21 protein-coding genes are annotated in these 24,819 nt (G+C 71.1%); 8 read left to right on the top strand and 13 right to left on the bottom strand.

What is annotated here, in order from left to right; genetic code table 11:
- Window positions 1-67 precede the first annotated feature (67 nt).
- Window positions 68-508, top strand: coding sequence for a GNAT family N-acetyltransferase (locus DEJ30_RS03460; protein WP_110859058.1), 441 nt, complete (start codon window positions 68-70; stop codon window positions 506-508).
- Between the two features lie 79 nt (window positions 509-587).
- On the opposite strand, the gene DEJ30_RS03455 is transcribed toward DEJ30_RS03460, so the two are convergent.
- A complete protein-coding gene (locus DEJ30_RS03455) occupies window positions 588-4,361 on the bottom strand; it encodes a multifunctional oxoglutarate decarboxylase/oxoglutarate dehydrogenase thiamine pyrophosphate-binding subunit/dihydrolipoyllysine-residue succinyltransferase subunit (RefSeq protein WP_181419985.1) in 3,774 nt (1,257 codons plus the stop codon).
- 177 nt (window positions 4,362-4,538) lie between these two features.
- On the opposite strand from DEJ30_RS03455, the gene DEJ30_RS03450 reads away from it, so the two are divergent.
- Window positions 4,539-5,978 carry a GuaB1 family IMP dehydrogenase-related protein gene (locus tag DEJ30_RS03450; protein ID WP_110859154.1) on the top strand — a complete coding sequence of 480 codons (1,440 nt, stop codon included), beginning with the start codon at window positions 4,539-4,541 and terminating at the stop codon, window positions 5,976-5,978.
- A gap of 97 nt (window positions 5,979-6,075) precedes the next feature.
- Here DEJ30_RS03450 and DEJ30_RS03445 read toward each other — a convergent pair whose 3' ends face one another.
- The 4 genes from DEJ30_RS03445 to DEJ30_RS03430 all read right to left on the bottom strand — a co-directional run bounded on the left by DEJ30_RS03445 (window position 6,076) and on the right by DEJ30_RS03430 (window position 10,432).
- On the bottom strand, window positions 6,076-7,113 hold the full coding sequence (locus DEJ30_RS03445) for a hemolysin family protein (RefSeq protein WP_027465832.1): 1,038 nt from the start codon (window positions 7,111-7,113) through the stop codon (window positions 6,076-6,078).
- 55 nt (window positions 7,114-7,168) lie between these two features.
- Window positions 7,169-8,551: a hemolysin family protein gene (locus DEJ30_RS03440; protein WP_110859057.1), complete on the bottom strand. Its 1,383-nt coding sequence runs from the start codon at window positions 8,549-8,551 to the stop codon at window positions 7,169-7,171.
- A 156-nt stretch (window positions 8,552-8,707) separates the two neighbouring features.
- Window positions 8,708-9,790 carry an NADH:flavin oxidoreductase/NADH oxidase gene (locus tag DEJ30_RS03435; RefSeq protein WP_110859056.1) on the bottom strand — a complete coding sequence of 361 codons (1,083 nt, stop codon included), beginning with the start codon at window positions 9,788-9,790 and terminating at the stop codon, window positions 8,708-8,710.
- A gap of 9 nt (window positions 9,791-9,799) precedes the next feature.
- Window positions 9,800-10,432, bottom strand: coding sequence for an HAD family phosphatase (locus DEJ30_RS03430; RefSeq protein ID WP_110859055.1), 633 nt, complete (start codon window positions 10,430-10,432; stop codon window positions 9,800-9,802).
- Between the two features lie 24 nt (window positions 10,433-10,456).
- Here DEJ30_RS03430 and DEJ30_RS03425 point away from each other — a divergent pair, with 24 nt between their 5' ends.
- Window positions 10,457-11,317: an ADP/ATP-dependent (S)-NAD(P)H-hydrate dehydratase gene (locus tag DEJ30_RS03425; RefSeq protein ID WP_110859054.1), complete on the top strand. Its 861-nt coding sequence runs from the start codon at window positions 10,457-10,459 to the stop codon at window positions 11,315-11,317.
- A 265-nt stretch (window positions 11,318-11,582) separates the two neighbouring features.
- On the opposite strand, the gene DEJ30_RS03420 is transcribed toward DEJ30_RS03425, so the two are convergent.
- Window positions 11,583-12,293 (bottom strand): YceI family protein, encoded by a 711-nt coding sequence (locus DEJ30_RS03420; protein WP_110859053.1) that lies wholly within the window; start codon window positions 12,291-12,293, stop codon window positions 11,583-11,585.
- Between the two features lie 83 nt (window positions 12,294-12,376).
- Between DEJ30_RS03420 and DEJ30_RS03415 the strand changes: the two genes are divergently transcribed.
- Both DEJ30_RS03415 and DEJ30_RS03410 read left to right on the top strand, forming a co-directional pair.
- Window positions 12,377-13,690 (top strand): glycosyltransferase 87 family protein, encoded by a 1,314-nt coding sequence (locus DEJ30_RS03415; protein ID WP_110859052.1) that lies wholly within the window; start codon window positions 12,377-12,379, stop codon window positions 13,688-13,690.
- Window positions 13,687-13,995: a thiamine-binding protein gene (locus tag DEJ30_RS03410; RefSeq protein ID WP_071404568.1), complete on the top strand. Its 309-nt coding sequence runs from the start codon at window positions 13,687-13,689 to the stop codon at window positions 13,993-13,995. Before DEJ30_RS03415 ends, DEJ30_RS03410 begins: the two co-directional genes overlap by 4 nt.
- A 3-nt stretch (window positions 13,996-13,998) precedes the next feature.
- On the opposite strand, the gene DEJ30_RS03405 is transcribed toward DEJ30_RS03410, so the two are convergent.
- On the bottom strand, window positions 13,999-14,187 hold the full coding sequence (locus DEJ30_RS03405; protein WP_110859051.1) for a hypothetical protein: 189 nt from the start codon (window positions 14,185-14,187) through the stop codon (window positions 13,999-14,001).
- Between the two features lie 125 nt (window positions 14,188-14,312).
- On the opposite strand from DEJ30_RS03405, the gene DEJ30_RS03400 reads away from it, so the two are divergent.
- Together DEJ30_RS03400 and DEJ30_RS03395 are read left to right on the top strand one after the other, a co-directional pair.
- Entirely contained in the window at window positions 14,313-14,498 is a 186-nt protein-coding gene (locus DEJ30_RS03400) for a hypothetical protein (RefSeq protein WP_110859050.1), read from the top strand.
- Between the two features lie 399 nt (window positions 14,499-14,897).
- The gene (locus DEJ30_RS03395) at window positions 14,898-16,163 is read left to right on the top strand and encodes an MFS transporter (protein ID WP_110859049.1); all 1,266 of its coding nucleotides are present in this window, start codon (window positions 14,898-14,900) and stop codon (window positions 16,161-16,163) included.
- Between the two features lie 169 nt (window positions 16,164-16,332).
- Here the strand turns inward: DEJ30_RS03395 and DEJ30_RS03390 are convergent, their stop codons facing one another.
- The 6 genes from DEJ30_RS03390 to DEJ30_RS03365 all read right to left on the bottom strand — a co-directional run bounded on the left by DEJ30_RS03390 (window position 16,333) and on the right by DEJ30_RS03365 (window position 23,883).
- Complete coding sequence (locus DEJ30_RS03390) at window positions 16,333-17,004, bottom strand: response regulator transcription factor (protein ID WP_017888182.1); 672 nt, start codon at window positions 17,002-17,004, stop codon at window positions 16,333-16,335.
- An 86-nt stretch (window positions 17,005-17,090) separates the two neighbouring features.
- Window positions 17,091-18,413 (bottom strand): hypothetical protein, encoded by a 1,323-nt coding sequence (locus DEJ30_RS03385; protein WP_110859048.1) that lies wholly within the window; start codon window positions 18,411-18,413, stop codon window positions 17,091-17,093.
- A complete protein-coding gene (locus DEJ30_RS03380) occupies window positions 18,410-19,567 on the bottom strand; it encodes a sensor histidine kinase (RefSeq protein ID WP_110859047.1) in 1,158 nt (385 codons plus the stop codon). Before DEJ30_RS03380 ends, DEJ30_RS03385 begins: the two co-directional genes overlap by 4 nt.
- A 133-nt stretch (window positions 19,568-19,700) precedes the next feature.
- Complete coding sequence (locus tag DEJ30_RS03375) at window positions 19,701-20,903, bottom strand: homoserine O-acetyltransferase (RefSeq protein WP_110859046.1); 1,203 nt, start codon at window positions 20,901-20,903, stop codon at window positions 19,701-19,703.
- 280 nt (window positions 20,904-21,183) lie between these two features.
- A complete protein-coding gene (locus tag DEJ30_RS03370; protein WP_071404574.1) occupies window positions 21,184-22,515 on the bottom strand; it encodes a bifunctional o-acetylhomoserine/o-acetylserine sulfhydrylase in 1,332 nt (443 codons plus the stop codon).
- Window positions 22,516-22,794: 279 nt separating this feature from the next.
- The gene (locus tag DEJ30_RS03365) at window positions 22,795-23,883 is read right to left on the bottom strand and encodes an acyltransferase family protein (protein WP_110859045.1); all 1,089 of its coding nucleotides are present in this window, start codon (window positions 23,881-23,883) and stop codon (window positions 22,795-22,797) included.
- A 123-nt stretch (window positions 23,884-24,006) separates the two neighbouring features.
- On the opposite strand from DEJ30_RS03365, the gene DEJ30_RS03360 reads away from it, so the two are divergent.
- Window positions 24,007-24,780: an SDR family oxidoreductase gene (locus tag DEJ30_RS03360; protein WP_110859044.1), complete on the top strand. Its 774-nt coding sequence runs from the start codon at window positions 24,007-24,009 to the stop codon at window positions 24,778-24,780.
- Window positions 24,781-24,819: the final 39 nt, after the last annotated feature.

The following is a 24,819-nucleotide window of genomic DNA, read 5'->3' as shown; positions in this document are numbered from 1 at the left end:
TATATGAATATCAGTTGCAACGGAACCCCGTCGCAACACGACCGAACGCACGGGTAGGTTGGCCGACATGACCCTCTCCGTCGAGTCGACCTCCACCTGGTCCGACACGGACGTCGCCGACGTCGCCGCCCTCGTCCGTCTGCTCGGTCACGACGTCGACGATGCGTCGATGCGTGCGCGCCTCGCTCGACTCACACCCGAAGCCGGCCACCGGACCTGGGTGGTGCGGGGTGACGACGGTCGCGTGGTCGCCGTCGCCGGTGCCCAGGTCACCTGGGCGTACGCGAGCGACGAGCCGACGGCGCAGCTGCTGCTGCTGGTCGTCGACGACACGGCCAGGAGGCTCGGCACCGGTTCGGCGCTCATCGGCACGTTCGAGGCATGGGCGGTCGAGCAGGGAGCGCGTCGCCTCAGCGCCGTCAGTGCGGCCGCCACCGACAGCGCGCACCGCTTCTACCAGAAGCGCGGGTACCACGACGCCGGGGTGCGGTACACGAAGATCGCGTAGCGCCGCCGCCTTCCGCGCGAACGTCGAAGCGCCCCGTGCCGGAGTCCCTCGGACTCCTGCACGGGGCGCTTCCTCGTGGCTAGGCCGATGCGCTCAACGCGGTGTTGATGACCTCGGTGGCCTCTTGCGCGGAGCGCTTCGAGGAACCCGTGGCCGGTGCGGCACTCGCCGAGCGGGCCGCCACAGACAGCTGCCGGCCGCCCAGGTGCGGCGACAGGTTCATGCAGACGAACGGCCAGGCGCCCTGGTTCTCCGGTTCCTCCTGCGCCCACACGACGTCGGCGTCCGGGTAGCCCGCCAGAACCTCGAGGATGCGGTCGAGGGGGAGCGGGGCGAGCTGCTCGAGGCGGACCAGTGCGACGTCGGTGATGCCGCGCTTGTCGACCTCGGCGCGCAGGTCGTGGTGCACCTTGCCGGAGTGCAGCACGACGCGGCGCACGGCACCCTTGTCGGTGATCCGTGCGTCGTCCAGCACGGGCTCGAAGGTACCGGTCGTGAAGTCCTCGACCGCGCTCGTCGCCTGGCGGAGCCGGAGCATCGCCTTCGGCGAGAACACGATGAGCGGCTTCTGCGGACGGGCCCAGGCCTGACGGCGGAGCAGGTGGAAGTACGACGCCGGGGTCGACGGGCGCGCGACGATCATGTTGTCCTCGGCGCACAGCTGCAGGTAGCGCTCGATGCGCGCCGACGAGTGGTCTGGCCCCTGGCCCTCGTACCCGTGCGGCAGCAGCAGGACGAGGCCGGAGCGCTGCCCCCACTTCTGCTCGGCGGACGAGATGAACTCGTCGATGACGATCTGGGCGCCGTTCGCGAAGTCGCCGAACTGCGCCTCCCAGAGCACGAGCGACTCGGGGCGCTCCACCGAGTAGCCGTACTCGAACGCCATCGCCGCGTACTCGCTCAGCAGCGAGTCGTACACGTAGAACCGGGCCTGGTCCTCGGTGAGGTTCGACAGCGGCAGCCATTCCTGGCCGTTCACCCGGTCGTGGAACACCGACTGACGTTGGACGAACGTGCCACGTCGGGCGTCCTGTCCGGCGAGGCGGACGGGCTTGCCCTCGACCAGGATCGACCCGATCGCCATGAGCTCGGCCATCGCCCAGTCGATGCCGCCGTTGCGCGTCATCTCGGTGCGCTTGGTCAACAGCTGCTGCAGCTTCGGGTGGATGGAGAACCCGGCGGGCGGGTTGCTGTGCGCGTCGCCGATCGCTCGGACGAGCTCCTCGGACACGGCGGTCTCGTGCACCTCGACCTCGGAGTCGTCGCGCTGCGCGGCCGGGCGTTCGAGACCCTGCACCGCGCCGTCGTCGTCGACCTCGATGACCGGGATGGTGCCGGTCTGCGCCTCGTGCGTCTCGGCGAAGGCGCGTTCCAGGCGGTCCTGGAAGTCGCGGTGCGCCTCGTCGTACTCCTCTTGCGTGATGTCGCCACGGCCGACGAGGGCCTCGGTGTACAGCGTGCGGACGGAGCGCTTCGCCTCGATGAGGTTGTACATCAGCGGCTGCGTCATCGAGGGGTCGTCGCCCTCGTTGTGCCCACGACGGCGGTAGCAGATCAGGTCGATCACGACGTCGCGGTGGAACTCCTCGCGGTACGCGAAGGCGAGTTCGGCGACCCGGGCGACGGCCTCGGGGTCGTCACCGTTCACGTGGAAGATCGGCGCCTGGATCGTCTTCGCGACGTCGGTGGAGTACACCGAGCTGCGCGCCGACTCGGGCGGGGTGGTGAACCCGACCTGGTTGTTGATGACGAGGTGGACCGTGCCGCCGGTGCGGTAGCCGCGGAGCTGCGACATCTGCAGCGTCTCGACGACCACACCCTGGCCGGCCATCGCCGCGTCGCCGTGCACGAGCACGGGGAGCACACCGAAGCTACCGGGGGCCTCGCGGTCCTGCTTGGCGCGGACGATGCCCTCGAGCACGCCGTCGACGGCTTCGAGGTGCGACGGGTTCGCGGCGATCGTCACCGGGATGCTCGAGCCGTCGGACGTGCGGAACACGCCCTCGGTGCCGACGTGGTACTTCACGTCGCCGGAGCCCTGACCGGACACCGTGCCCGGCAGCGAAGACCCCTCGAACTCACGGAAGATCTGCCCGTAGGTCTTGCCGGCGATGTTCGTCAGCACGTTCAGGCGGCCACGGTGGGCCATGCCGATCGCGACCTCGGCCAGCCCGGCTCCGGCGGCGTGTTGGATCAAGGTGTCGAGGAAGGCGATGGTGGACTCGCCGCCCTCGAGCGAGAAGCGCTTCTGGCCGACGTACTTGGTCTGCAGGAAGGTCTCGAACGCCTCGGCCTCGTTGAGCTTGCCGAGGACGCGGAGCTGTTCTTCCTTCGAGGGCTTCGAGTACGGCACCTCGATGCGCTCCTGCACCCAGCGACGCTGTTCCGGGTCCTGGATGTGCATGTACTCGATGCCGACCGTGCGGCAGTAGGCGTCGCGCAGGATCCCGAGGACGTCGCGCAGCGGTGCCGAGGTGGTGCCGGCGAGCCCGCCGGTGACGAACTCGCGGTCGAGGTCCCAGAAGGTCAGCCCGTGGCTCTCGATCTCGAGGTCCGGGTGCGTGCGCTGGCGGTACTCGAGCGGGTCGATGTCGGCCATCAGGTGCCCACGGACTCGGAAGCTGTTGATGAGCTCCTGCACGCGGGCGGTCTTGTTCACCCGGTGCGCCAGGTCGACGTTGATGTCGTTCGCCCATTGGATCGGCTTGTAGGGGATCCGGAGCGCGGCGAAGATGCCGTCGTAGAAGCCGTGCTCGCCGATCAGGCGCTCGTGCACGTGCTTGAGGTACTCGCCCGAACCGGCGCCCTGGATGACGCGGTGGTCGTAGGTGCTCGTCAGCGTGATGGTCTTGCCGATGCCGAGCTCGACCAGGGTCTTCGACGCCGAGCCCTGGAACTGCGCCGGGTACTCCAGGGCGCCGGCACCGATGATCGAGCCCTGCCCCTTCGTCAGGCGGGGGACCGAGTGCACGGTGCCGATGCCACCCGGGTTGGTGAGCGAGATCGTCGTGCCCTGGAAGTCCGCCGGGGTGAGTTTGTTGTCGCGGGCACGCCTGACGAGGTCTTCGTAGGCGGAGAGGAACTGGCCGAACGTCAGGGTCTCCGCGCGCTTGATGCTCGGCACCAGGAGCGAGCGGGTGCCGTCCTTCTTCGGGACGTCGATCGCGATGCCGAGGTTCACGTGCGCCGGGGCGACGACGAACGGCTTGCCGTCGCGCTCCTCGTAGAAGACGTTCTGGCTCGGGAAGTCCTTGAGCGCCTGCACCATCGCCCACCCGATCAGGTGCGTGAAGGAGATCTTGCCGCCGCGGGCGCGTCGCAGGTGGTTGTTGATGACGATCCGGTTGTCGATCATCAGCTTCGCCGGGATGGTCCGGACGCTCGTCGCGGTCGGGACCGTCAGCGAGGCGTCCATGTTCGACGCCAGCGTCTTCGCCATGCCCCGGAGCGGGGTCGCCACGTCCTCGTGGGTCTCCTCGTGGTCGTCGGCGGCGTCGTTCGCCTCGGCCGGGATCGGCTGCGGTGCCGGCTGGCGCGAGGTGGTCTTCGCCTGGATCGGGCCCGGCTTGGCTTCGCCCGGGGTGTCCCCGGTGGCCGGCTGCTGCGTCGAGGACTGCTGCTGGCTCGGTGCCTGCTGCGCAGCCGCTGCCTGCTGCGCGGGGGACCCCGCCGGAGCCGCGGGAGCCGGAGCGTCACCGACCTGCGTGCGGTGGTAGCTCTCGAGGACCGGCCACCAGGACTTGTCGACCGACTCCTTGTCCGCGACGAACTGCTCGTAGAGCTCGTCGACGAGCCACTCGTTCGCCCCGAATTCGCCCGCGGTCTCGTCCGTTCCGGTCAGATGGCTCGACACAGCCGATCGCCCACTCTCCGTCGATAGATGCTCGTGTGTGTCGTGCGGAGCAACCCTGCGCCGCACAGGTGCCAAGCCTAGCCGCTCCGACATGTCCGTTCCGTGTCAGCCGCGACGCGAGTCGGCAGCCCCCGAGCACCCGGTCGGGGCCCTGACGGGAGCCGTACAGTGGAGCGCATGAGGTTCTACGAGACGCGGCCGACGCACGACCTGACCTACTCCGACGTCTTCCTCGTCCCGAGCCGTTCCGGCGTGACGAGCCGCTTCGACGTCGACCTCGCGGCGAACGACGGCAGCGGTGCCACGATCCCGATCGTCAGCGCCAACATGAACTCTGTCACCGGCCCCCGGCTCGCCGCCACCCTGGCCCGCCGCGGTGGTCTGGGCGTGCTGCCGCAGGACATGCACCTGCAGGACCTCGACGCCGCGATCCGCTGGGTGAAGGACCAGCCGGTCGACTTCGACACCGCCTACGACATGGGCGCGCAGACCACCGTCGCCGAGGCCCTCGAGCAGCTCCTGCCGGTGGCCGGCCGTGGTGTGGTCGTCCGCGACGCCGACGGGGAGTACCTCGGCTGCGTGCCCGCGACCCGCCTCGGCACCGCCGGCCCCGACGCCGTCCTCGGTGACCTGCTGCACGGCGCCTCGACCGCGATCGACGCCGAGGACGCCGGCACGCCCCGGCACGTCTACGACGTGCTCTCGGCCGCCGAGGTCGACTTCGCGCCGGTGGTGCGGCACGGCCGCGTCGTCGGCACCACGAGCCAGACGAGCGCGATCCGCTCCGACATCTACACGCCCGCCGTCGATGGTTCCGGGCGGCTCCGGGTCGCCGCCGCGCTCGGCATCAACGGCGACGTCGCAGCCAAGGCGAAGGCGCTGGCAGCCGCGGGCGTGGACGTCCTGGTCCTCGACACCGCGCACGGCCACCAGGACGGCATGCTCCGCGCGCTCCGCACGGTCGCGTCGCTGCAGCTCGGCATCCCGCTCGTCGCCGGCAACGTCGTCACCGCCGACGCCGTCGCGCACCTGGTCGGAGCCGGAGCGGACATCATCAAGGTCGGCGTCGGCCCGGGCGCCATGTGCACCACCCGCATGATGACGGCCGTCGGTCGTCCGCAGTTCTCCGCCGTGCTCGAGACCGCCGCGGCGGCCCGCTCCCTCGGCGCGCACGTCTGGGCGGACGGCGGGGTGCGCTACCCGCGCGACGTCGCCCTCGCGCTGGCAGCAGGGGCGTCCGCCGTCATGATCGGCTCGTGGTTCGCCGGCACGCTCGAGGCCCCCGGCGTCCTGCGTCGTGACGCCGCGGGCAAGGCGTACAAGGAGAGCTGGGGCATGGCCTCGGCCAAGGCCGTGCGTGAGCGGTTCGAGCGGCTCGACCCGTACGAGCGTGCCCGCAAGGCGCTCTTCGCCGAGGGGATCTCGTCGTCGACGATCTACCTCGACCCGGAGCGCCCGAGCGTCGAGGACCTGCTCGACATGATCACCACCGGCGTCCGCAGCTCCGCGACCTACGCGGGTGCGTCGTCCCTCGCCGAGTTCTCCGAGCGTGCGCTGGTCGGCATCCAGTCCGCCGCCGGGTACGAGGAAGGCAAGCCCCTGCCCGTCAGCTGGTAGCGCGGGCGGGGCGCGCGTCGCCCTGGTCGCGACCACGAACGGACGGGAGGCACGGTGCCAGCTGGCCCCGTGCCTCCCGTCCGTCCTGCCGGTGCGTCTACCGGCGTCGGGTCGCGTCCTCGACCTCGCCCACCAGTTCTTCGAGGATGTCCTCGAGGAACAGCACGCCGATCGTGCGGCCGTCCGCGTCGAAGGCGCGGGCCACGTGGCGCCCCGCGGCCCGCATGGTCGCGAGCGCGTCCTCGAGGTCCATCTCGGTGTACAGCGAGATGAGCTGGCGGATGCGCTTCGGCGGCACCGGATCGTCGAACTCGTCCGGCCGCAGGTCGATGACGTCCTTGACGTGCACGTAGCCCGTGGGGGAGCCGTCCTCGCCGACGAGCACGTAGCGGGAGAACCCGCGCTGGGCCACGGCGTGCTCGACGTCGGCCGGGGTGGCGTCGTCGGGCAGGGTGACGAGCTCGGCCATCGGCACGGCGACGTCACGGACCTTCTTCTCGGTGAACTCGAACGCCAGGGCGAGCTTGCCGTCGTCGGTCAGGGTGCCCTCGCGGCGGGACTGCTCCACGATGGTCTGCACCTCTTCCACCGTGAACGCGCTCACCGCTTCGTCCTTCGGCTCGACGCGGAACAGCCGCAGCACGGCGTTCGCGACCTCGTTCAGGCCGACGATGACCCAGTGCAGGCCGTGACCGATGTACCAGAGCGTCGGGACCAGCAGCAGCGCGGCGCGGTCCGGCATCGAGAACGAGATGTTCTTCGGCACCATCTCGCCGAACACCACGTGCAGGAACGACACCAGCAGCAGCGTGAACACGAAGGCCACGGTGCCGATCACCTCGGCGCTCCAGCCGGTCAGGTGCAGCGGGACCTCGAGCAGGTGGTGGATCGCCGGCTCGGACACGTTCAGGATGAGCAGCGAGCAGACCGTGATGCCGAGCTGGGTCGTCGCGAGCATGCGGGTGGCGTGCTCCATCGCCCACAGGGTCATCTGCGCGGCCTTCGAGCCCTCTTCGGCGCGTGGCTCGATCTGCGAGCGGCGTGCGGAGATGACCGCGAACTCTGCCGCGACGAAGTACGCGTTGCCCATCAAGAGGACGACGAGCCAGAAGATGCCCCACCAATCGGAGCTCATCGCAGTCCCTCCTTGCAGCCAGAAGATCCCGCTGCGCCCATCACCGAATCGGAGCTCATCGGGTGCTGCCCTTCGTCGTGGTGGTCGGGGTGCTCCCGGTGGACGGGATGATGATCGCGGTCGCCGCCGTGTCGGTCGACGGGCGCGTCGGGGTCCAGCGGATGCGGTCGATCCGACGGCCGTCCAGCCGCTCGACGCGGAACACGCCGCCGTCCAGGGGAACCTCGTCGCCGACGACGGGCAGACGGCCCAGCGTCGACATGACGAACCCGCCGACGGTCTCGTACGGGCCCTCCTCGGGCACCTTCACGCCGGCGCGGTCCTCGAGCTCGTCGGGACGCAGCAGACCGGGGAAGGTCAGCCAGTCGCGGGAGCGGACCACGTCGATTCGGGCGCGGTCGTGCTCGTCGGAGACCTCGCCGACGATCTCCTCGATCAGGTCCTCGAGCGTGACGACCCCGGCGGTACCGCCGTACTCGTCGACGACGATGACCATCTGGTAGCCGCGACCGCGGACCTCGGCGAGCAGGGTGTCGCCGGGCATGGTCTCCGGCACGCGTTCGGCGTCGGTCATGAGCGCCCCGACGGGGACCTCCGGACGCTTCTCGCGCGGCACGGCGACGGCCTGCTTGACGTGCACGATGCCGACGACGTCGTCCGCGTCCTCCTCGATGACGGGGAAGCGGCTGAAGCCGGTCTTGCGGGCGAGGGCGATGACGTCCTCGGCGGACTCGGACACGCGGATGGTGGAGAGCCTCGGGCGCGGGGTCATCACGTCGCTGGCGCTCAGCTCGGAGAACGAGATGGTGCGCTCGAGGAGCGTCGCGGTGTCCTGTTCGAGCGAGCCCTCGGACGCCGACCGGCGCAGCAGCGAGGTGAGTTCCTCGGCGCTGCGGGCACCGGAGAGTTCCTCCTGCGGCTCGATGCCCAGCGACCGGAGCACGGCGTTCGCGGTGCCGTTCAGCAGCGCGACGGCGGGCTTGAAGACCGTCGTGAACGCGATCTGCAGCGGGACCACGAGCCTGGCGGTCTGCAGGGGCAGCGCGAGCGCGAAGTTCTTCGGCACGAGCTCGCCGAGGATCATCGACAGCAGGGTCGCGATGACGAGCGCGACGATCGAGCCGACGGTCTCGACGATGCCCTCTGGCAGGTTCATCGCCAGGAACGGTGCCTCGAGCAGCTTCGCGATCGAGGGTTCGAGCAGGTAGCCGGTCAGCAGCGTGGTCAGCGTGATGCCGAGCTGCGCGCTGGACAGGTGCGTCGAGGTGACCTTCAGCGCGCCGATGACCGGTGCGAGGCCGGCTTCACCCCGGTCGCGCCGCGCTTCGACGTCGGCGCGGTCGAGGTTGACCAGTGCGAACTCGGACGCGACGAAGACACCCGTGCCGAGGGTCAGCAGGATGCCGCCGATCAGCATGACGATGTCGATCGGACTCATGATTCACCCCCGTTCGCGCACAGGGATGACGTGCAGCTCACCGAGTGAGCGGCGGATGAGTGAGGCGAAGAACTATTCGGGGGATCGTCCACAGTGCTGCCAATCGTACTGCCTGCGCGGTCGCTGAACCGTGAATCCGTACAGAACCGACCGCGCCTAGGCCGTGATCCGCGCGCGGTGGTACTGCTGCGGCTCGTAGTCCACCGGCACGCGGAGCTCGACGGCGGCACGGAGCGCGAACGACGGGTCGCGGAGCATCTCGCGACCGATCATCACGACGTCGGCGAGGCCGGTCGCGACGATCTGCTCGGCCTGGAACGCCTCGGAGATCATGCCCACGGCGATCGTCGGGATGCCGGCGTCGCGCTTGATCGCCGCCGCGTGCGGCACCTGGTAGCCGGGCCCCACCGGGATCGGGGCGCTCGCGACGTTGCCGCCGGTCGACACGTCGGCCAGGTCGGCACCGTGCTCGGCGGCCCAGCGGGCGACGACGGTGGTCTCGTCGAGGGTGAGTCCGCCCTCGACCCAGTCGGTGGCCGAGAAGCGGACGACGATCGGGAAGCCCTCGCCGACCTCGGCGCGCACGGCGTCGACGACCTCGAGCAGCGCGCGGGCACGGTTCTCGAGCGAGCCGCCGTACTGGTCGGTGCGCTGGTTGCTCAGGGGCGAGAGGAACTGGTGCAGCAGGTACCCGTGCGCGGCGTGGATCTCGACCAGGTCGAACCCGGCCTCCACCGCGCGGCGGGCGGACTGCGCGAAGGCGAGGGCGACGACGCGGATGTCCTCGACCGCGAGCTCGCGCGGCACGTCGTAGCCGTCGAAGGCCACGGCGGACGGTGCGACCGTGGTCCAGCCGCCCTGGTCGGCGGGGACGGTGCCGTGCGTGGTGTCCCAGGGCCGGTAGGTCGACGCCTTGCGGCCCGCGTGTGCGAGCTGGATGCCCGCGGCGGCGCCCTGTTCGTGCAGGAAGTCGACGATCGGCTTGTAGGCGTCACGCTGCTGGTCGTTCCACAGCCCGAGGTCCTGCGGGGTGATCCGTCCCTCCGGCACGACGCCCGTCGCCTCGACCACGACCGCGCCGGCACCGCCCTTGGCGAAGCCGCCCAGGTGCACGAGGTGCCACGGGGTCGGGATGCCGTCCTGCTGGTCCACCGAGTACTGGCACATCGGGGAGACCCAGATGCGGTTGCGGACGGTCAGGTCACGGACGGTGATCGGGTCGAACAGGGCGTGCGTCACGCGGGCTCCTCAGAGGACGGGTGCCGGCGCCTCGGCCAGTCCCTTCAGGAACGACCGCAGCGACGCCGGCGACGTGTAGTGGTGGCCGACCGCCCCGATCGCTTCCGCACCGGTGGCGTTCTCGGCCCTGTTGTCCACGAACACCATCTGACCCGGGTCGATTCCCAAGCGCGCACAGGTGTCGCGGTAGATGGATGCAGCGGGCTTCAGGACGTGCTCCTCGGCGCTCACCACCACGGTCTCGAACAACGAGCCCATCGGGGACCGGCGGTACGGGTCGCCGAAGTCGAAGCCCGCGTTCGAGAGCAGGGCCACACGGGTGCCGGCGTCGTGCAGCTCCTCGACGATCTCGAGGGTCTCCGGCTCGACCTCGAACCACCCGGTGAAGTCGATCGCCCAGAACCGGTGGATCTCGGAGGTGCTCCAGGTCCGTCCGGTCCGTTCCGCGATGGCACGCCAGTACGCCACGACGGACAGGTCGCCGCGGTCCAGGTCGTGACGGAGCTCCTGGTACACCGGGAACAGCTTCTCGGCCGGCACCCCGGTGGCGGCCACGAGTGCGTCCCGCGAGGCGTGCGGCGTCCGGCTGATCACCTCGCCGTAGTCGAAGACCACCACGCGACCAGGCAGGAACAGGCTCATGTGCTCCACCGTAACGTTGGGCCGGTGAACGACTTCGTGCCCGTCCGACCGTCCGATGCCGCCGCGTGGGTCACCGCGCCGACGGGGGAGTCCACCAAGTACCGCCGCGGGGTGCTCGGCGTCGCCACCGGCTCCGACCAGTACCCGGGCGCCGCGGTGCTGGGCGTCGACGCCGCCGTGCACACCGGCGTCGGCATGGTCCGGTACGTCGGACCCGCACGCGCCACCGATCACGTGCTCACCCGCCGCCCCGAGGTCGTGTCCGGCATCGGCCGGGTGCAGGCCTGGCTCGTCGGCTCCGGTGTCTCGGCATCGTCGCTCGGAGAGTTGGACGCGACGACGGCGTCGGGCTTCTCGCACGCGTCCGACGACGGCGTACCGGTCGTCGTCGACGCCGGGGCGATCCCGCTCGTCGAGCTCGGGCCACTCGCCGTGCTCACCCCGCACGCCGGTGAGCTCGCTTCGTTCCTGGGAGTCGATCGCGCCGAGATCGAGCAGGACCCGGCCGCCGCAGCGCTCCGTGCGGCCGAGCAGACCGGCAGCGTCGTGCTGCTCAAGGGGGAGCGGACCCACGTGGTCACCCCGGACGGGTCGGTGCGGCTCGTGGCGTCCTCGGCGACGCCGTGGCTCGCGGCGGCCGGTGCCGGGGACGTGCTCGGCGGGCTGCTCGGGGCGCTCGTCGCCGCGCGGCAGGGCTCCGTCGAGGCGGCCGGTTTGTCGCTCGCGCCGTCGGATCTCGCGCACCTGGCCGCGTCGGCCGCGGTGGTGCACGGGCTCGCGGCGCGGCGGGCCTCCGGCGGCGGACCGTTCCCGATGACGACGCTCATCGCCGAGCTGCCGGGGGTCGTGCGGGACCTGGTGGTGGACGGGGACGCGCGCGGCTAGCGGTCGGTGCGCGTGCACCTTCCGACGATCCACGAGAGGATCGACGCGTGTTCTGTCGCCGGATGCGCACGCAATAGGTTCGTGCGCATGTTCCGACGGGACACCACGGGTTCGACAGTTGGAAGGTCGCAACATGCGCACGCATCAGCGAGCGGGTGCGGCCCCAGGACGCAAGCGACCGACGGCCTGGAGGCGCGGTGCCAGCTGGCACCGTGCCTCCAGGCCGTCGGCGGTCACCTCACGGGCGTGACGCGCGTCGCGGACGTCAGCTCGCGGGTGTCGCGTGCACCAGGAACTCGACGGAACCGGCGTCGTCGACCTTGACGAACCCCAGGCTCGGGGCCTGCACGCCGTAGTCCGAGAAGGTGATCGGGACCGAACCGGAGATGTCGACGCCGTCGCCGTTCAGGCCGACCTGCAGCTTCGCGGTGACGTCCTTCGTGACGCCGTGCAGGGTGAGCTTCCCCGGAGCCGTCACGGTCGTCGTGTCGGAGCCGCTCGGGACCGCGTCGGCGATCGGTTCGGTGAGTTCGAAGGTGGCCTCGGGGAACGCCGCCGCGTCCATCGCGGAGTCGCGGAAGTAGGCGTCGCGCTGGTCGGAGTCGGTGGTGATGTCGGCGACCTGCACCGTGATCTTCGCGGCGGTGATGCTCGTGCCGTCGACGGTCGCGGTGCCGGCGACGCTGTCGGTGCGGCCGGTGACGGTGACGTCGGAGCCGTTCAGGACCTCGTGGACGCGGTACCCGGCCTCGGAGTCGCCGCCGACCGTCCACTCGCCGGACAGGTGCGTGTCGTCAAGGGTGGAGGCCTCGCGGGTGGCGGCGACGGACGGCGCGGCCGAGGCCTTCGCGTTCTCGGTGCTCGTGTAGACGTTCGTGAAGACGACCGCGCCAACGACGCCGAGGACGACGACGGCGGCGATGACGGAGATCCAGATGACGGCCTTGCGGCGCTTGCGCGGGGTGTCGGAGGTCACGAAAGGAACGGTGACACGTCATGCTCGGGAGAGCCTGAGATCGTGGCATCGATCGCCCCTGGTCCGGCCGCTACGCTCGTCCGGTGCAGAGGACCTCGACCCGGTGGCTCGAACTCGCCGGCTTCGTCCTGGCGTTCGTCGCCGTGCACGGGTTCCTGTGGTGGCTGACCCTCGTGTCGGCGAACCTGCCGCTCGGTGACGTGACCATCACCTACAGTCGCTGGATCGAGACCGGGCGGACCGCGGACTTCTGGGTCGGCATCGACGGCGCGTGGGTGTACCCGATCCTGGCGATCGTGCCGATGGCGGCTGCGGCGCTCGGGGGAGTCGAGTCCATCGGCACCGGCTGGCTGCTGCTGATGGTCTTGCTCGACGCCATGGCGTGCGCGTCCCTGTGGCGGTTCCGGGCGCGGGTGGGGTCGTCCGACCGTTTCGGCGTGCACGGCGTGCGGGTCGTCTGGTGGTGGCTGCTGTTCTTGCTCGCGCTCGGGCCGATCGCGCTCGGTCGGATCGACACCGTCGCGACGGTGTTCGCGCTGGTGGGCGTGGCGTTCGTGGCCTCGAGGCCGGCCGTCGCCTCCGCGCTCTTCACCGCCGGCGCGTGGACGAAGGTGTGGCCCGCGGCGCTCGTCGCGGTGCTGCTGCTCCTGCGTCGCGGACACCGCCGCGGTGTGCTCGCCGGAGCCCTGGTGCTGAGCGCCCTGATCGTGCTCGTCGACGTGCTGTGGGGCGGTGCGCCGTACCTGCTGTCCTTCGTCGGTGAGCAGACCGGCCGTGCGCTGCAGATCGAGTCACCGCTCGCGACGCCCTTCATGTGGGCCGCAGCCTTCGGCGTCCCGGGCGCAGCGGTGTTCTACGACCAGGAGATCTTGACGTTCGAGGTGTCCGGTGCCGGCACGTCCGCCGCCGCCGCGGTGTCGACGCCGCTGATGGCCGTCGTCGTGGTGGCCGGGGTCGTGCTCGCGCTCTGGGCCGCACACCTGGGCGCCCGTCGGGCCGAGCTCGCACCGGTCCTCGCGCTCCTGTTCGTCGCGGCGCTCATCGCGACGAACAAGGTGGGGTCGCCGCAGTACATCGGCTGGTTCGCGGTGCCGATCGTGTGGGGACTCGCGGCGGGTACCCCGAGTGCGCGTCGGTTCGTGCCGATCGCGGTGCTCGCGCTGCCGATGGCCCTGCTCACGCAGCTGGTCTACCCGGGCTACTACGACCAGGTGCTCACCGTGCAGCCGTGGATCCTCGTGGTGCTCACGCTGCGGAACGTGCTCGAGGTGGCGATCCTGGTGTGGAGCGTGGTCGTGCTGGTGCGGATGGGACGGGCTGCGGGGTCCGGACGGGTGTCGGCGCGCTCGTCGCCGTCCGTGCGCGACCAGCCCGAGCCGGGCAGGATGGACGCATGATCGTCGCCTTCTCCGTCGCTCCGTCCGGTGGTCCCGCTGCAACGTCCGACGGGTCCGTGCACGACGCCGTCGCGGCCGCCGTGCGCGTGGTGCGCGAGAGCGGGCTGCCGAACCGCACCTCGTCGATGTTCACCGAGATCGAGGGGGAGTGGGACGAGGTCATGGACGTCGTCAAGCGCGCCACCGAGGCCGTCGGCGAGTACGGCACGCGGGTGTCGCTCGTGCTCAAGGCCGACATCCGCCCCGGGCACACCGGTGAGATCGACGGCAAGCTCGAACGGCTCGAGGCCGCGCTCGGCGAGTAGCGGTCAGCGGCGCCGACGCGGACGCCTACGGCGACGAGGGTCGGTGCCGAAGACCGCGGCGACCGTCAGCAGGACGAGGCCGGCGACCGCGAACACCACGACGACGACGATCCCGACCGGGTCGGTGACGTCCTCGCAGTTCGCAGGCGCGCCGGCGGCGCAGGAGGCCAGGACGGTCGTGACGGTGGGCACGTCGCCATCCTGCGTCCTCGGCGCGGACGACACGCCGGTGCCCTCCCTCGGATGTCGGTGGTCGGGTGTCTCATGGTCTGCATCGAGCCACACCGGGTGGCCTGCGAGACGACGAGGAGCGCGTGATGATGCACGACGGCTGGTGCCCCGACTGCGACCTGCGAACGGTCGTCATCGACACGGATGAACAGGGCGACAACGCCTGGGCGACCTGCGCGGAGTGCGGCACCGGATGGGTCCACCGCGACGAGCTGCCCGAGCCCGCAGTCACCACCGCACGTCAGGCCCACGCGGAGCGTCAGGCGGCCTGACCTGACGCGCTGGCGGGCCGACGGTCGTGCTCGCCCCCGGGGCTTGCCGAGGGGTTTGACCCGAGTCTCGCGCCGACGGGCACTGCACGTGTCGCAGACCGCAAGAACTGTCCGCCTGGCCGAGACTCCCGCCGCCGCCGCCGCCGACCCGCCGCCGCCGACCCGCTGACCGCTCCGGCGTGCGCAGCGCGGCTGCCAGCGCGGCGACCACCGGGCACTGTCCGGCTTCCGTTGGGGCTTTGGAGCGGTCTACACTGCGAAGACCGGGTGATCGACACCGCCCGGCCAGTCCCGTTCGCCGCTGAACCCGGACCGGCACTCCCCGCCGTGACCGCGCTGCCCGAACGGCAGTCCCGCTGTGACGGCCGCCCAGACCCTCCCGTCACGAGAACAGGCCCCATGTCACAGCTCACGCCTGCGCGTCGCACCCTCGCGCTCATCTCGCTCGCCCTCGGCGGGTTCGCCATCGGCTCGACCGAGTTCGTCGCGATGGGATTGCTGCCGAACATCGCGCAGGCCCTGCTCCCCGAGCAGTACGGCATCGACCCCGACGCCGGGATCGCCCACGCCGGCTGGCTCGTCAGCGCGTACGCCCTCGGGGTCGTCGTCGGTGCGCCGACCATCGCGGCGATGTCCGCCCGGTTCCCGCGCAAGGGCCTGATCCTCGTGCTGCTCGTCGGGTTCGTCGTCGCGACGATCGCGAGCGCGCTGCTGCCCTCGTTCGGTCTGGTGCTCGTCGCCCGCTTCGTCGCGGGCCTGCCGCACGGCGCCTACTTCGGCATCGCGTCGATCGTCGCCGGCGACATGATGGGCCCGGGCAAGCGCGGCAAGGGCATCGCCATGGTGCTGCTCGGCCTGTCGGTCGCGAACGTCGTCGGGGTCCCGGCGATCACCTGGGTCGGACAGGTGGCCGGGTGGCGGGTCGCCTACGGCGTGGTCGCCGCGCTGTTCGCCCTGACGTTCCTGGCCGTCGCGGCCTTCGTGCCGAAGAGCGCCCGCGACGAGCACGCAACGATCGGTCGTGAGCTCCGGGCGTTCCGTGTGCCGCAGGTGTGGATCGTGATGGGTCTCGGCGCCGTCGGGTTCGGCGGGTTCTTCGCGGTGTACTCGTACATCTCGCCGCTCGTGCAGAACGTCACCGGCATGCCCGAGTCGTTCGTGCCGATCGTGCTCGTCGTCGTGGGCATCGGCATGGTCGTCGGCGGAGTGCTCGGCGGACACCTGGCCGACCACAGCGTGAAGCGCACCATCTACGTCGGCATGTTCGCGCTGATCGGAGCGCTGCTCCTCACCGTCCTCACGGCGCAGTGGCTCTGGGGCATGCTGCTCGGCGCGTTCCTGCTCGGGGCGACCTCGTCCGCGATCCCGCCGGCGGTGCAGTCGCGCCTGATGGACGTCGCGGGGGATGCCCGCACGATCGCGGCGGCGCTGAACCACTCGGCGTTCAACATCGGCAACTCGATCGGTGCGGCCCTGGGCGGCGCCGTCATCGCCGCCGGCTTCGGGTTCCTCGCACCGGGCTGGCTGGGCATCGGCCTGGCGCTGCTCGGTGTGCTGGTGACGATGGTGAGCTACGCCGTCGAGCGGCGGAGCACCCGTCGCGCGTCGCTGCGCTCCTCGTCGCCGTCGACCGGTCCGATCACCGCACCGGTCCCGACGGCCTGACACGCGGGGTGCGCGCGCGCACCGACGGACGGGAGGCCCGTGGCGACGCCGCCACGGGCCTCCCGTCCGTCCGGTGGGTGCGGGAGACCGCCCATGGTGAGCAGAAATGGTCGGTTCCCGTGACGGGACCCGACCATCTGTGCGCACGAAGCGCAGCGTGCACGCGGCGCTACAGGCCCAGGGGGCTGCCGTCCTGCACGATGATGCCGTCGGTGATCGCACGCTTCCGGAGCGCCACCTTCGTGCCCACGTCGAAGCCGGCGACGCGGTACTTCTCGCGGATGCGCTTGAGGTAGCTCTTCGCGGTCTCCTCGGAGATGCCGAGCTGGTAGGCGACGCTCTTGACGGGCTCGCCACCGCCGTACAGGGCCATCACGCGACGCTCCTGGGCGCTGAGCTTCGGGACACCGCCGACGTCACCGCTGTTGATGGCGAGGTCGAGTTCGGCCGAGACGTACTGCTCGCCGCGCTGGGCGGAGCGGATCGCCTCGACGATCATGTCGGCGTCCTCGCTCTTGACGAGGTACCCGAGGGCGCCGGCACCGAGGGCCTCGCGCACGACGTTCGGCTCCGAGTACGTGCTCATCACGACGGTCTTGACGCCCGCGGTCTTGAGCGTCGAGATCTTCAGCGACACCGGGATGGAGTCCTTGAGGTCCAGGTCCAGCAGCACCACGTCGACCGGGAACGCCGGGCTCGTCAGGAGCTCGGGCCAGGTCGTGACGGCGGCCACCAGGGTGATGTCGTCGGCGGCGTTCCGGATCCACTCCGTGAGCGCGCCGAGGAGCATCCTGTGGTCGTCGACCAGTGCGAGTCGGATCGGTTCCTCTGGAGTCGCCATGCTGGCGTCCTTTCTCGGTGCGGTTGCTCGGCCGATCCTAGGAGGATGCGGGCCGGAAGTCGGTGAGGCGTGCGGGTGCCCGGCAGCTACATCGACGGATGTCGGTTCACGACGCAGTGGGCGACGATGTGCAGCGTGCCGTCGCGGACGGTCTCGGTGTACGGGCCGATGCGCTGCAGGGCACTCCAGGCCGTCGGGCCGAGGCTGCGCCGGGGCACCCCGCGGGACTCGATCACGACGGGCACGTCCATCGTGTCGTCGCTGACCGGGTGACCGTCGGAGCCGATCGGGCCGAGGGTGACGGAGACGACGGGCATGCCGGGCTGCGCGGTGCGGCCGTCGCCGACCATCTGCCAGATCGCCTGCAGCAACCCGTCGCGCTGCGTGGGGGAGAGGTGCCCGGCCAGGGCGGTCGGGTCGGCGACGCTCACCGAGCGACCGAGGTGGTCGGACTCGGTGATGGCGTGGTAGAGCCAGGTCTCGCGGCGTCCCTCGATCAGGTGCAGGCGGAGCTCGGTGGCGAGCGACGCGGCGACGGAGCTCGAGGCGTCGGACAACGGCAGGGGGTCGGTGCCGTTCGCGACGGCGTCGAGCAGCTTCTCGGCGGCCAGGTCGAGCCGGGCGAGCTCGTCCGAGGCGAGCATGCCGACGGCGAACTGCGGCGCCTGCACGTTGCTCTGCACGAGCACCCGGTCGAGTTCGCGCTGCACGAGCTGGCGGAACCGCTGCACGACGTACAGCGCGAGCGCCGGCGGCACGACGACGAGTGACAGCAGGGACACGATGCCGGGCATGGTGTCGTGCGTGATCGGCGTCGACGCGACGGCCATCACGATGAACGCGATGCCGAGCACGCCGATGGCGGCGGCGACCTCGCGGGCGGGTCGGAGCGTGGCGATCGGCAGCAGGGCGAAGCCCGCGGCCATCGACGCCGTGGCGGTGTGTGCGATGTCGTGCTCGGGCCAGATGCCGATGAAGTCGAGCGTGACGACGCAGGCCAGCACGACGCAGATCAGCGCGAAGGCCGGACCCGTCAGGCGTTCGCCGTAGGTCAGGACGCTGAGTCCGACCCCGACGGCCGCGACGAGGTAGAGCGCCCAGGCGACGGCGGGCAGCCACGGGTCGGAGTACTCGTTCCAGCGCACCAGGAAGAACGCGATGCCGGCGACGGCCTCGATCGCGGTGAGGACCGCGGCGCCGAGGCCGAGGTACCCCGCACCGAGCGAGGCGCCGGGCTTCGCGGCCTGCCGCAGGGACCGGGCGCCGGTGGACGTCGACGGGAGCCCTCTGGCCTGGCGGCGTTCGCTCGTGCGGTACCGCTCACGCGCCTCGCGGCGGGTGCGGGGTGCGGGCGGAGCCGTCTCACCGGGCAGGCGGCGGCCGATGGTGTCCTCGGGGACCCGGGTCATCGCGGTGCCTCCAGGACGACGGTGGTGCCGGAGCCCGGCGCGGAGAAGAGCTTGGCGTCGCCGCCGACCTCGCGCAGGCGGTTCACGACGCTCTCCTTGAAGCCGAGTCGCTCGGCACTGACGGTGGTGAGGTCGAAGCCGACGCCGGAGTCGGTGACCATCGCACGGACGACCTCGTTGTCGTGGACGATCGTGACGTGGGCCTCGCCGACGCCGGCGTGCCGACGGACGTTCTCGAGGCACTCGCCGAGCGCGAGCAGGAACGCGTCGAGCACGTTCGACGGCAGCAGGACCTGCCCGGTGCCGTGCCAGCTGACCTCGAGCCCCATCCGGCCGAAGCGCTGCTTGACCGACTCGAGGGTCTGCCCGAGCGGTGACTCTTCTTCACGGGTGAGCGAGTAGTCACCGGACTGCGAGGGCTGCGGGGTCGCACCGAGGCGCAGGTGCCGCAGCAGTCGGGCGTCCTCGGCGGCCTGCTCGCGCATCGCCTGCTCGGAGACGCCGACGCCGGAGTGCGCGAGCAGCGTCAGGGTCGCGAGCACGGTGTCGTGCAGCAGGCGGGCACCCTGGCGGCGCTGCGCCTCGGTCTCGCTGGCCTGCCGTTCGGCGCGGTGGGCGGTGCCGATGCTGTAGATGCGGCGGGCGACGCGGGGGATGCTGCGCGAGATCCAGATCGCCACGACGGCCATCAGGATCCACCCGAGCAGTGCGCCGCTGACCGGGGTCGACAGGAGCGAGCCCGATCCCCAGACCATGAGCACCACCACGGCACCGCCGCCGGCGATGGTGATGCCGAGACCGACCGGGTGCCCGCGCTGTGCCATCAGCGGTGCCGAGAGCCCGCCGGCAGCCAGGGGCATGACGGCGCTGGCGACGAGGGGCCGCGCCGAGTCGTCGACGCCGGTGAAGAGCAACACCATCGTGGCGAGCCCGGCGACGACGATGGCGGCGGTCCACCACACTTCACCGCCGCGGCCGAAGCACACGAGCGCGGTGATCATCGCGGCGATGCAGAGGAGTGCGCCGATGAGGGACGCCGTGGGCACGGCGGCCGCGGAGAGGATGCCCACGACGCTGACGAGCGCGCAGACGATGCCCACGACACGGGTCGCCGACCGCAGCAAGCGGTCGCGTTCCTGTGCGATGAAGTCCATCGATGTCCTGGTTGGTGACGATCTGGGTGGTGCGGGAAACCGAGCGTCGGTCAGTGCCGGGCTCCACGCCATCATTCCACGCGCGCCACCCGTTGGGGGGTCTTCGGCGCGCCGCGGTGACGGCAGGCCCCGCTCAGGGCTCGAGCAACCGCCGCAGGTGCGCCCCGACCTGCTCGTGCTCGATGAGGAACCCGTCGTGTCCGAACTCGCTCTCGATCACCGCTGCGGTGTCCCCGTCGAGCGCGTCCGGCACGCCCGCGGCGATCCGGTGCTGGTCCTCGACGGGGAACAGCCGGTCGCTCGAGATCCCCACGACCAGGGTCCGCGCGGTCACCAGCCCGAGGGCGGCCGACACCCCGCCGCGCCCGGCACCGACGTCGTGCGAGTCCATCGCGTACGTCAGCGTGACGTAGCTCGAGGCGTCGAACCGCCGCGTGAACTTGTTGCCGTGGAAGTCGAGGTAGCTCTCCACGGAGAACCGGCCGTCGTCGCCGAGCGGGGAGACGTCGCTCTGCCAGGACCGCGCAAAGCGGCTGTTCAGCTCGTCCGACGCGCGGTACGTCATGAGCGCCATCCGCCGGGCCAGTGACAGTCCCCGGTGCGGTCCCTCGCCGGCCTCGGCCTCGAAGTAGTCGCCGCCGGCGAACGCCGGGTCCATCTGGATCGCCGCCCGCTGCAGCGAGTTCGCCGCGATCTGGTCGGCGGTGGTCTGCGCCGTCGACGCCAGGACAGCCAGACGCTGCACACGCGCGGGGTGCGAGACCGCGAACTCGAGGGCGTGCATGCCGCCCATCGACCCGCCGACGACCGCCGCGAAGGTCTCGATGCCGAGCCGGTCGGCGAGCTGCGCCTGCACCTCGACCTGGTCGCGCACCGTCACGAACGGGAACCGCGAGCCCCACTCAGCGCCCGTCGGCGACACCGACGACGGCCCGGTGGTGCCCTGGCAGCCGCCGAGCATGTTCGGCGCGATCACGAACCACCGGTCGGTGTCGATCGCCCGGCCGGGCCCGACGACGTCACCCCACCAGCCGGCTGTGCGGTGGCCCGGGCCGGGGGCGCCCGCGACGTGCGAGTCACCGGTCAGTGCGTGCAGGACGAGCACCGCGTTGTCGCGGGCGGCGTTGAGCGTGCCCCACGTCTCGTAGGCCACGCGCACGGACGGGAGGCGACCGCCGCGCACCCACTGCTCGCCGAGGGACTCGAAGTGGCGTGCACCCGGGTGGTCACCGGGACGCCAGGCACCGGTCACGGGCGGCTTGCCGAGTGTGCCGAGTTCGGTGCCGGGCACCAGGGTGGACGGCACGGAGTCCTCGGGGGTCGTCTGCCAGTCCATCGTGGGTCCAGTCTGCCGGGAGGCGCGGGTCGCCGCCGCCGTGTTACGTCACGCCCGTCGCGCGGCCGGGCTCCGGGCCGCGCTCGCCGTTGCGTGCGTACGCATGTTCCGACATCGTGCGCGTCGTTCGACTCGTGGATCGTCGCACGATGCGCACGTACCGGATGCGTGTGCAACGAGCGACGTCCCACGCGTCGATCGACACGTGGGACGTCGCAACATGCACGCGCATGGGCAGGCGGGCAGGCAGGTGGGCGGGCAGGCAGGCGGCGCGCAAGCCCTACGCGCGCTGGCTCTCCTGCGCGATCGCCCGAGCCGCGGCGAGCCCGGCCTCGAGGTCGGCCTTCAGGTCGGCGATGTTCTCGATGCCGACCGACAGGCGCACCAGGCCGGGCGTGACCCCGGTGGTGAGCTGCTGCTCGGGAGTGAGCTGCGAGTGCGTGGTCGACGCCGGGTGGATGACGAGCGAGCGGACGTCGCCGATGTTCGCCAGGTGCGAGAACAGCTGCAGGTTGTCGACGAACGCCTTGCCCGCGGTGACCCCGCCCTTGAGCTCGAACGACAGCACGGCGCCGACGCCCTTCGGCGCGTACCGGTTCGCGGCGGCGTACCAGGGCGACGTCGGCAGACCGGCGTAGGCGACCGTGGCGACGTCGGGGTGCTGGTCGAGCCACTCCGCGATCTCCTGCGCGTTGGACACGTGCCGCTCGATGCGGAGCGACAGGGTCTCGATGCCCTGCAGCAGTGCGAACGCCGTGTCCGCCGAGTTCGACGCACCGAGGTCGCGGAGCAGCTGCACCCGGGCCTTCACGATGTAGGCGAGCTCGTTGCCGACCGCCTCGGCGAAGACCGCACCGTGGTACGACGGGTCGGGCGTGTTGAACTCCGGGAACCGGTCGGCGTGCTGCGACCAGGCGAACTTCCCGCCGTCGACGATGATCCCGCCGATGACCGTGCCGTGGCCACCGAGGAACTTCGTGGCCGAGTGCACCACGATGTCGGCGCCGTGCTCGAACGGACGGATCAGGTACGGCGTCGCGATCGTGTTGTCGACGATCAGCGGGACGCCGGACTCGTGGGCGACGTCGCTGACACCCGTGATGTCGAGGACGTTGATCTTCGGGTTGCCGATGGTCTCGGCGAAGAACAGCTTCGTGTTCGGGCGGACCGCGCGGCGCCACTCCTCGAGGTCGTCCTGGTCCTCGACGAACGTCGTCTCGATGCCGAGCTTCGCCAGCGTGTACTTGAACAGGTTGTACGTGCCGCCGTAGATCGACGACGACGACACGATGTGGTCACCCGCCCCCGCGATGTTCAGCACCGCGTAGGTCTCGGCAGCCTGGCCGGACGCGACGAGCAGGGCCCCGGACCCGCCCTCGAGCGCGGCGATCCGCTGCTCGACGACGTCGTTCGTCGGGTTCATGATCCGGGAGTAGATGTTGCCCGGCTTGGCGAGCGCGAACAGGTCGCGCGCTTCGTCCGAGTTCGCGAAGACGTACGAGGTCGTCTTGTAGATCGGCGTCGCTCGGGCGCCCGTGGTCGGGTCCGGCTGTGCGCCGGCGTGGACCTGGGTGGTCTCGAACTGCCACTGCGCGGCGTCGTGCTCGGTCATCTTGGTGCTCCTGTCCGGTGCGGCTGGTCGTCGGGTCGCCTTGCGCTCGGCCCGGAGGCTCGGCGCTGCTGTGCGTCGGGTGTCACGGTACGCAGGTGGCCGGGCCCGCACCACCGCACCCGCCTCGGGACGTAACGCACCCGCCGGGCCCGCCCCGCGCCTCCAGGCCAGGATGGTGCCCGGGGCTGACGGCGGCGACCACGGGGATCGGTCGCGGCCTGCCGCGACGTCGCGCGCTGCCGACTGAGCGCAGCGAAGACGACTGCTTGCGCGGCAATGTCACGCGTCGCGGCGGAACAGCCAGTCGACCTTCGGCTCGAGCAGCCACCGCATCCCGCGCCGCACGAAGGGCTGCGCCAGGAAGAGGCTGACGACGCACGCGATGACGACCATGAGGAGCACGAACGGCCAGGCCGAGTGCTCGCCGGCCAGGACGCCGGACTCCCGGATCGGGTAGAGGACGAACGTGTGGAGCAGGTAGACGTACATCGTCGCGGCGCCGAACTGCGTGATCCAGATGTTCCGACGGGGGATGAGCACCAGGAACGACGCCGTCAGCAGGGTCGCGAGCAGCATCAGGCCGAACCGCACCGCACCCGCCCACCAGGCGTCCTCGCCGAGCCCCGAGTAGGAGTCGTCGTAGAAGAACCAGTGGTGCAGGTCGAACTCCTTGAACTGCGGGATCCAGACCGCGCACGACACCGCCCAGGCGGCGAACACCACGACGGCGGCGATCCGCACCCGGACGACCGTGCGACGGGACGCCTCGTACCAGCGGTCGAAGACGCCCCACTGCTTGACCTGCCACCCGAGCAGGAAGAACGGCAGCAGGCTGATCGCGCGGGACAGCGAGAGCGTCGAGTCGACGTTGTCGAAGTAGCCGACGCCGATGCTGAACACGACCGCCCAGAACAGTGGCCACCGCAGCTGCGCCAGGTACGGCAGGATCAGCTTGAAGATGCCCAGGGCCAGCAGGAACCACAGGGTCCACGTCGGCTTCGTCGGGTTGAAGTCCTTGCCGCCCTCGACGAGGCCCTGCACCACGGTCCAGATCGTCTGCATGATGATGTACGGCACGACGATGTCCGTGATCGTCCGGCGCATCCGCTTCGCGGTCGGGGTGTCCGCCGACGAGAAGTAGCCGCTGATCACGCCGAACGCCGGCATGTGGAACGCGTAGATGAACGTGTAGAGGGCCAGGGCGTGCTCGCTCGCCGGCGTCTGCCGCTGGATCGCGTGCCCGATGACCACGAGCGTGACCGCGACGAACCGCGCGGTGTCCCACATCGGGATCCGGCGCGGGGCTCGACCGGGTTCGAGCTGCGTCGCCGGGGCCGAGGGGGCGGGAGGGGCGGCATCCGTCGTCATCGCCGGTCACGTTACCGGATCGTGACCTGGACGGCCCGGTGCGGTGCCGGAACCGTCCCGCTCGGTACGGTGGACGGACCGGGCCACGACGTGCCCCGGTCACCGACGCAGGAGGCAGATCACATGGCAGCACGGCGCGCAGTCGTCACCGGAGCGAGCTCGGGCATCGGGGCGGCCACCGTTCGGCTGTTCCGGTCGCGGGGCTGGGACGTGCTCGCCGTGGCCCGCCGCGCCGCGAAGCTCGAGGCGCTCGCCGCGGAGACCGGGGCCGAGACCCTGGTCGCCGACATCACGGACGCCGACGACGTGGCGGCGCTCGCCGCGCGGGTGGCGGACCTCGGCGGCGCCGACGTGCTCGTGAACAACGCCGGTGGGGCGTTCGGTTCGGCGAGTGTCGAGGAGTCCGACGTCGACGACTGGCGCGCCATGTTCGAGGTCAACGTGATCGGCACGAAGCGTGTCGTCTCCGCGCTGCTGCCGCACCTGCGCGATCGCGCTCGCGCGTCCGGGGGAGCGGACATCGTCACGGTCACCAGCACCGCCGGGTTCGTCGCGTACGAGAACGGTGGCGGCTACAACGCCGCGAAGTTCGCCGAGCACGCCCTGGTCGGCGCACTCCGGCTCGAGCTGAACGGGGAGCCGATCCGGGTCGTCGAGATCGCGCCGGGCATGGTGAAGACCGACGAGTTCGCGCTCACCCGGTTCCGCGGGGACGAGCAGAAGGCCGCCGCGGTGTACGACGACGTGCCGGAGCCGCTCGTGGCCGACGACGTCGCCGAGGCGATCGTGCACGCCGTGGAGCTGCCGGCCCACGTGAACCTCGACCTCGTGACGATCCGGCCGGTGGCGCAGTCGGCGCAGCACAAGCTGGCCCGCGGCCCGCTGACGCCCCGCTGAGCGGACGGCGCCCGACCCGCGCCCAACCCGCGCCGGACC

It is taken from the genome of Curtobacterium sp. MCPF17_003, assembly GCF_003224385.1.
GTDB classification, from domain to species: domain Bacteria; phylum Actinomycetota; class Actinomycetes; order Actinomycetales; family Microbacteriaceae; genus Curtobacterium; species Curtobacterium flaccumfaciens.
The sequence above is the reverse complement of the archived record's forward strand: the minus strand, read 5'-3'. Positions and strand labels throughout refer to the sequence as shown.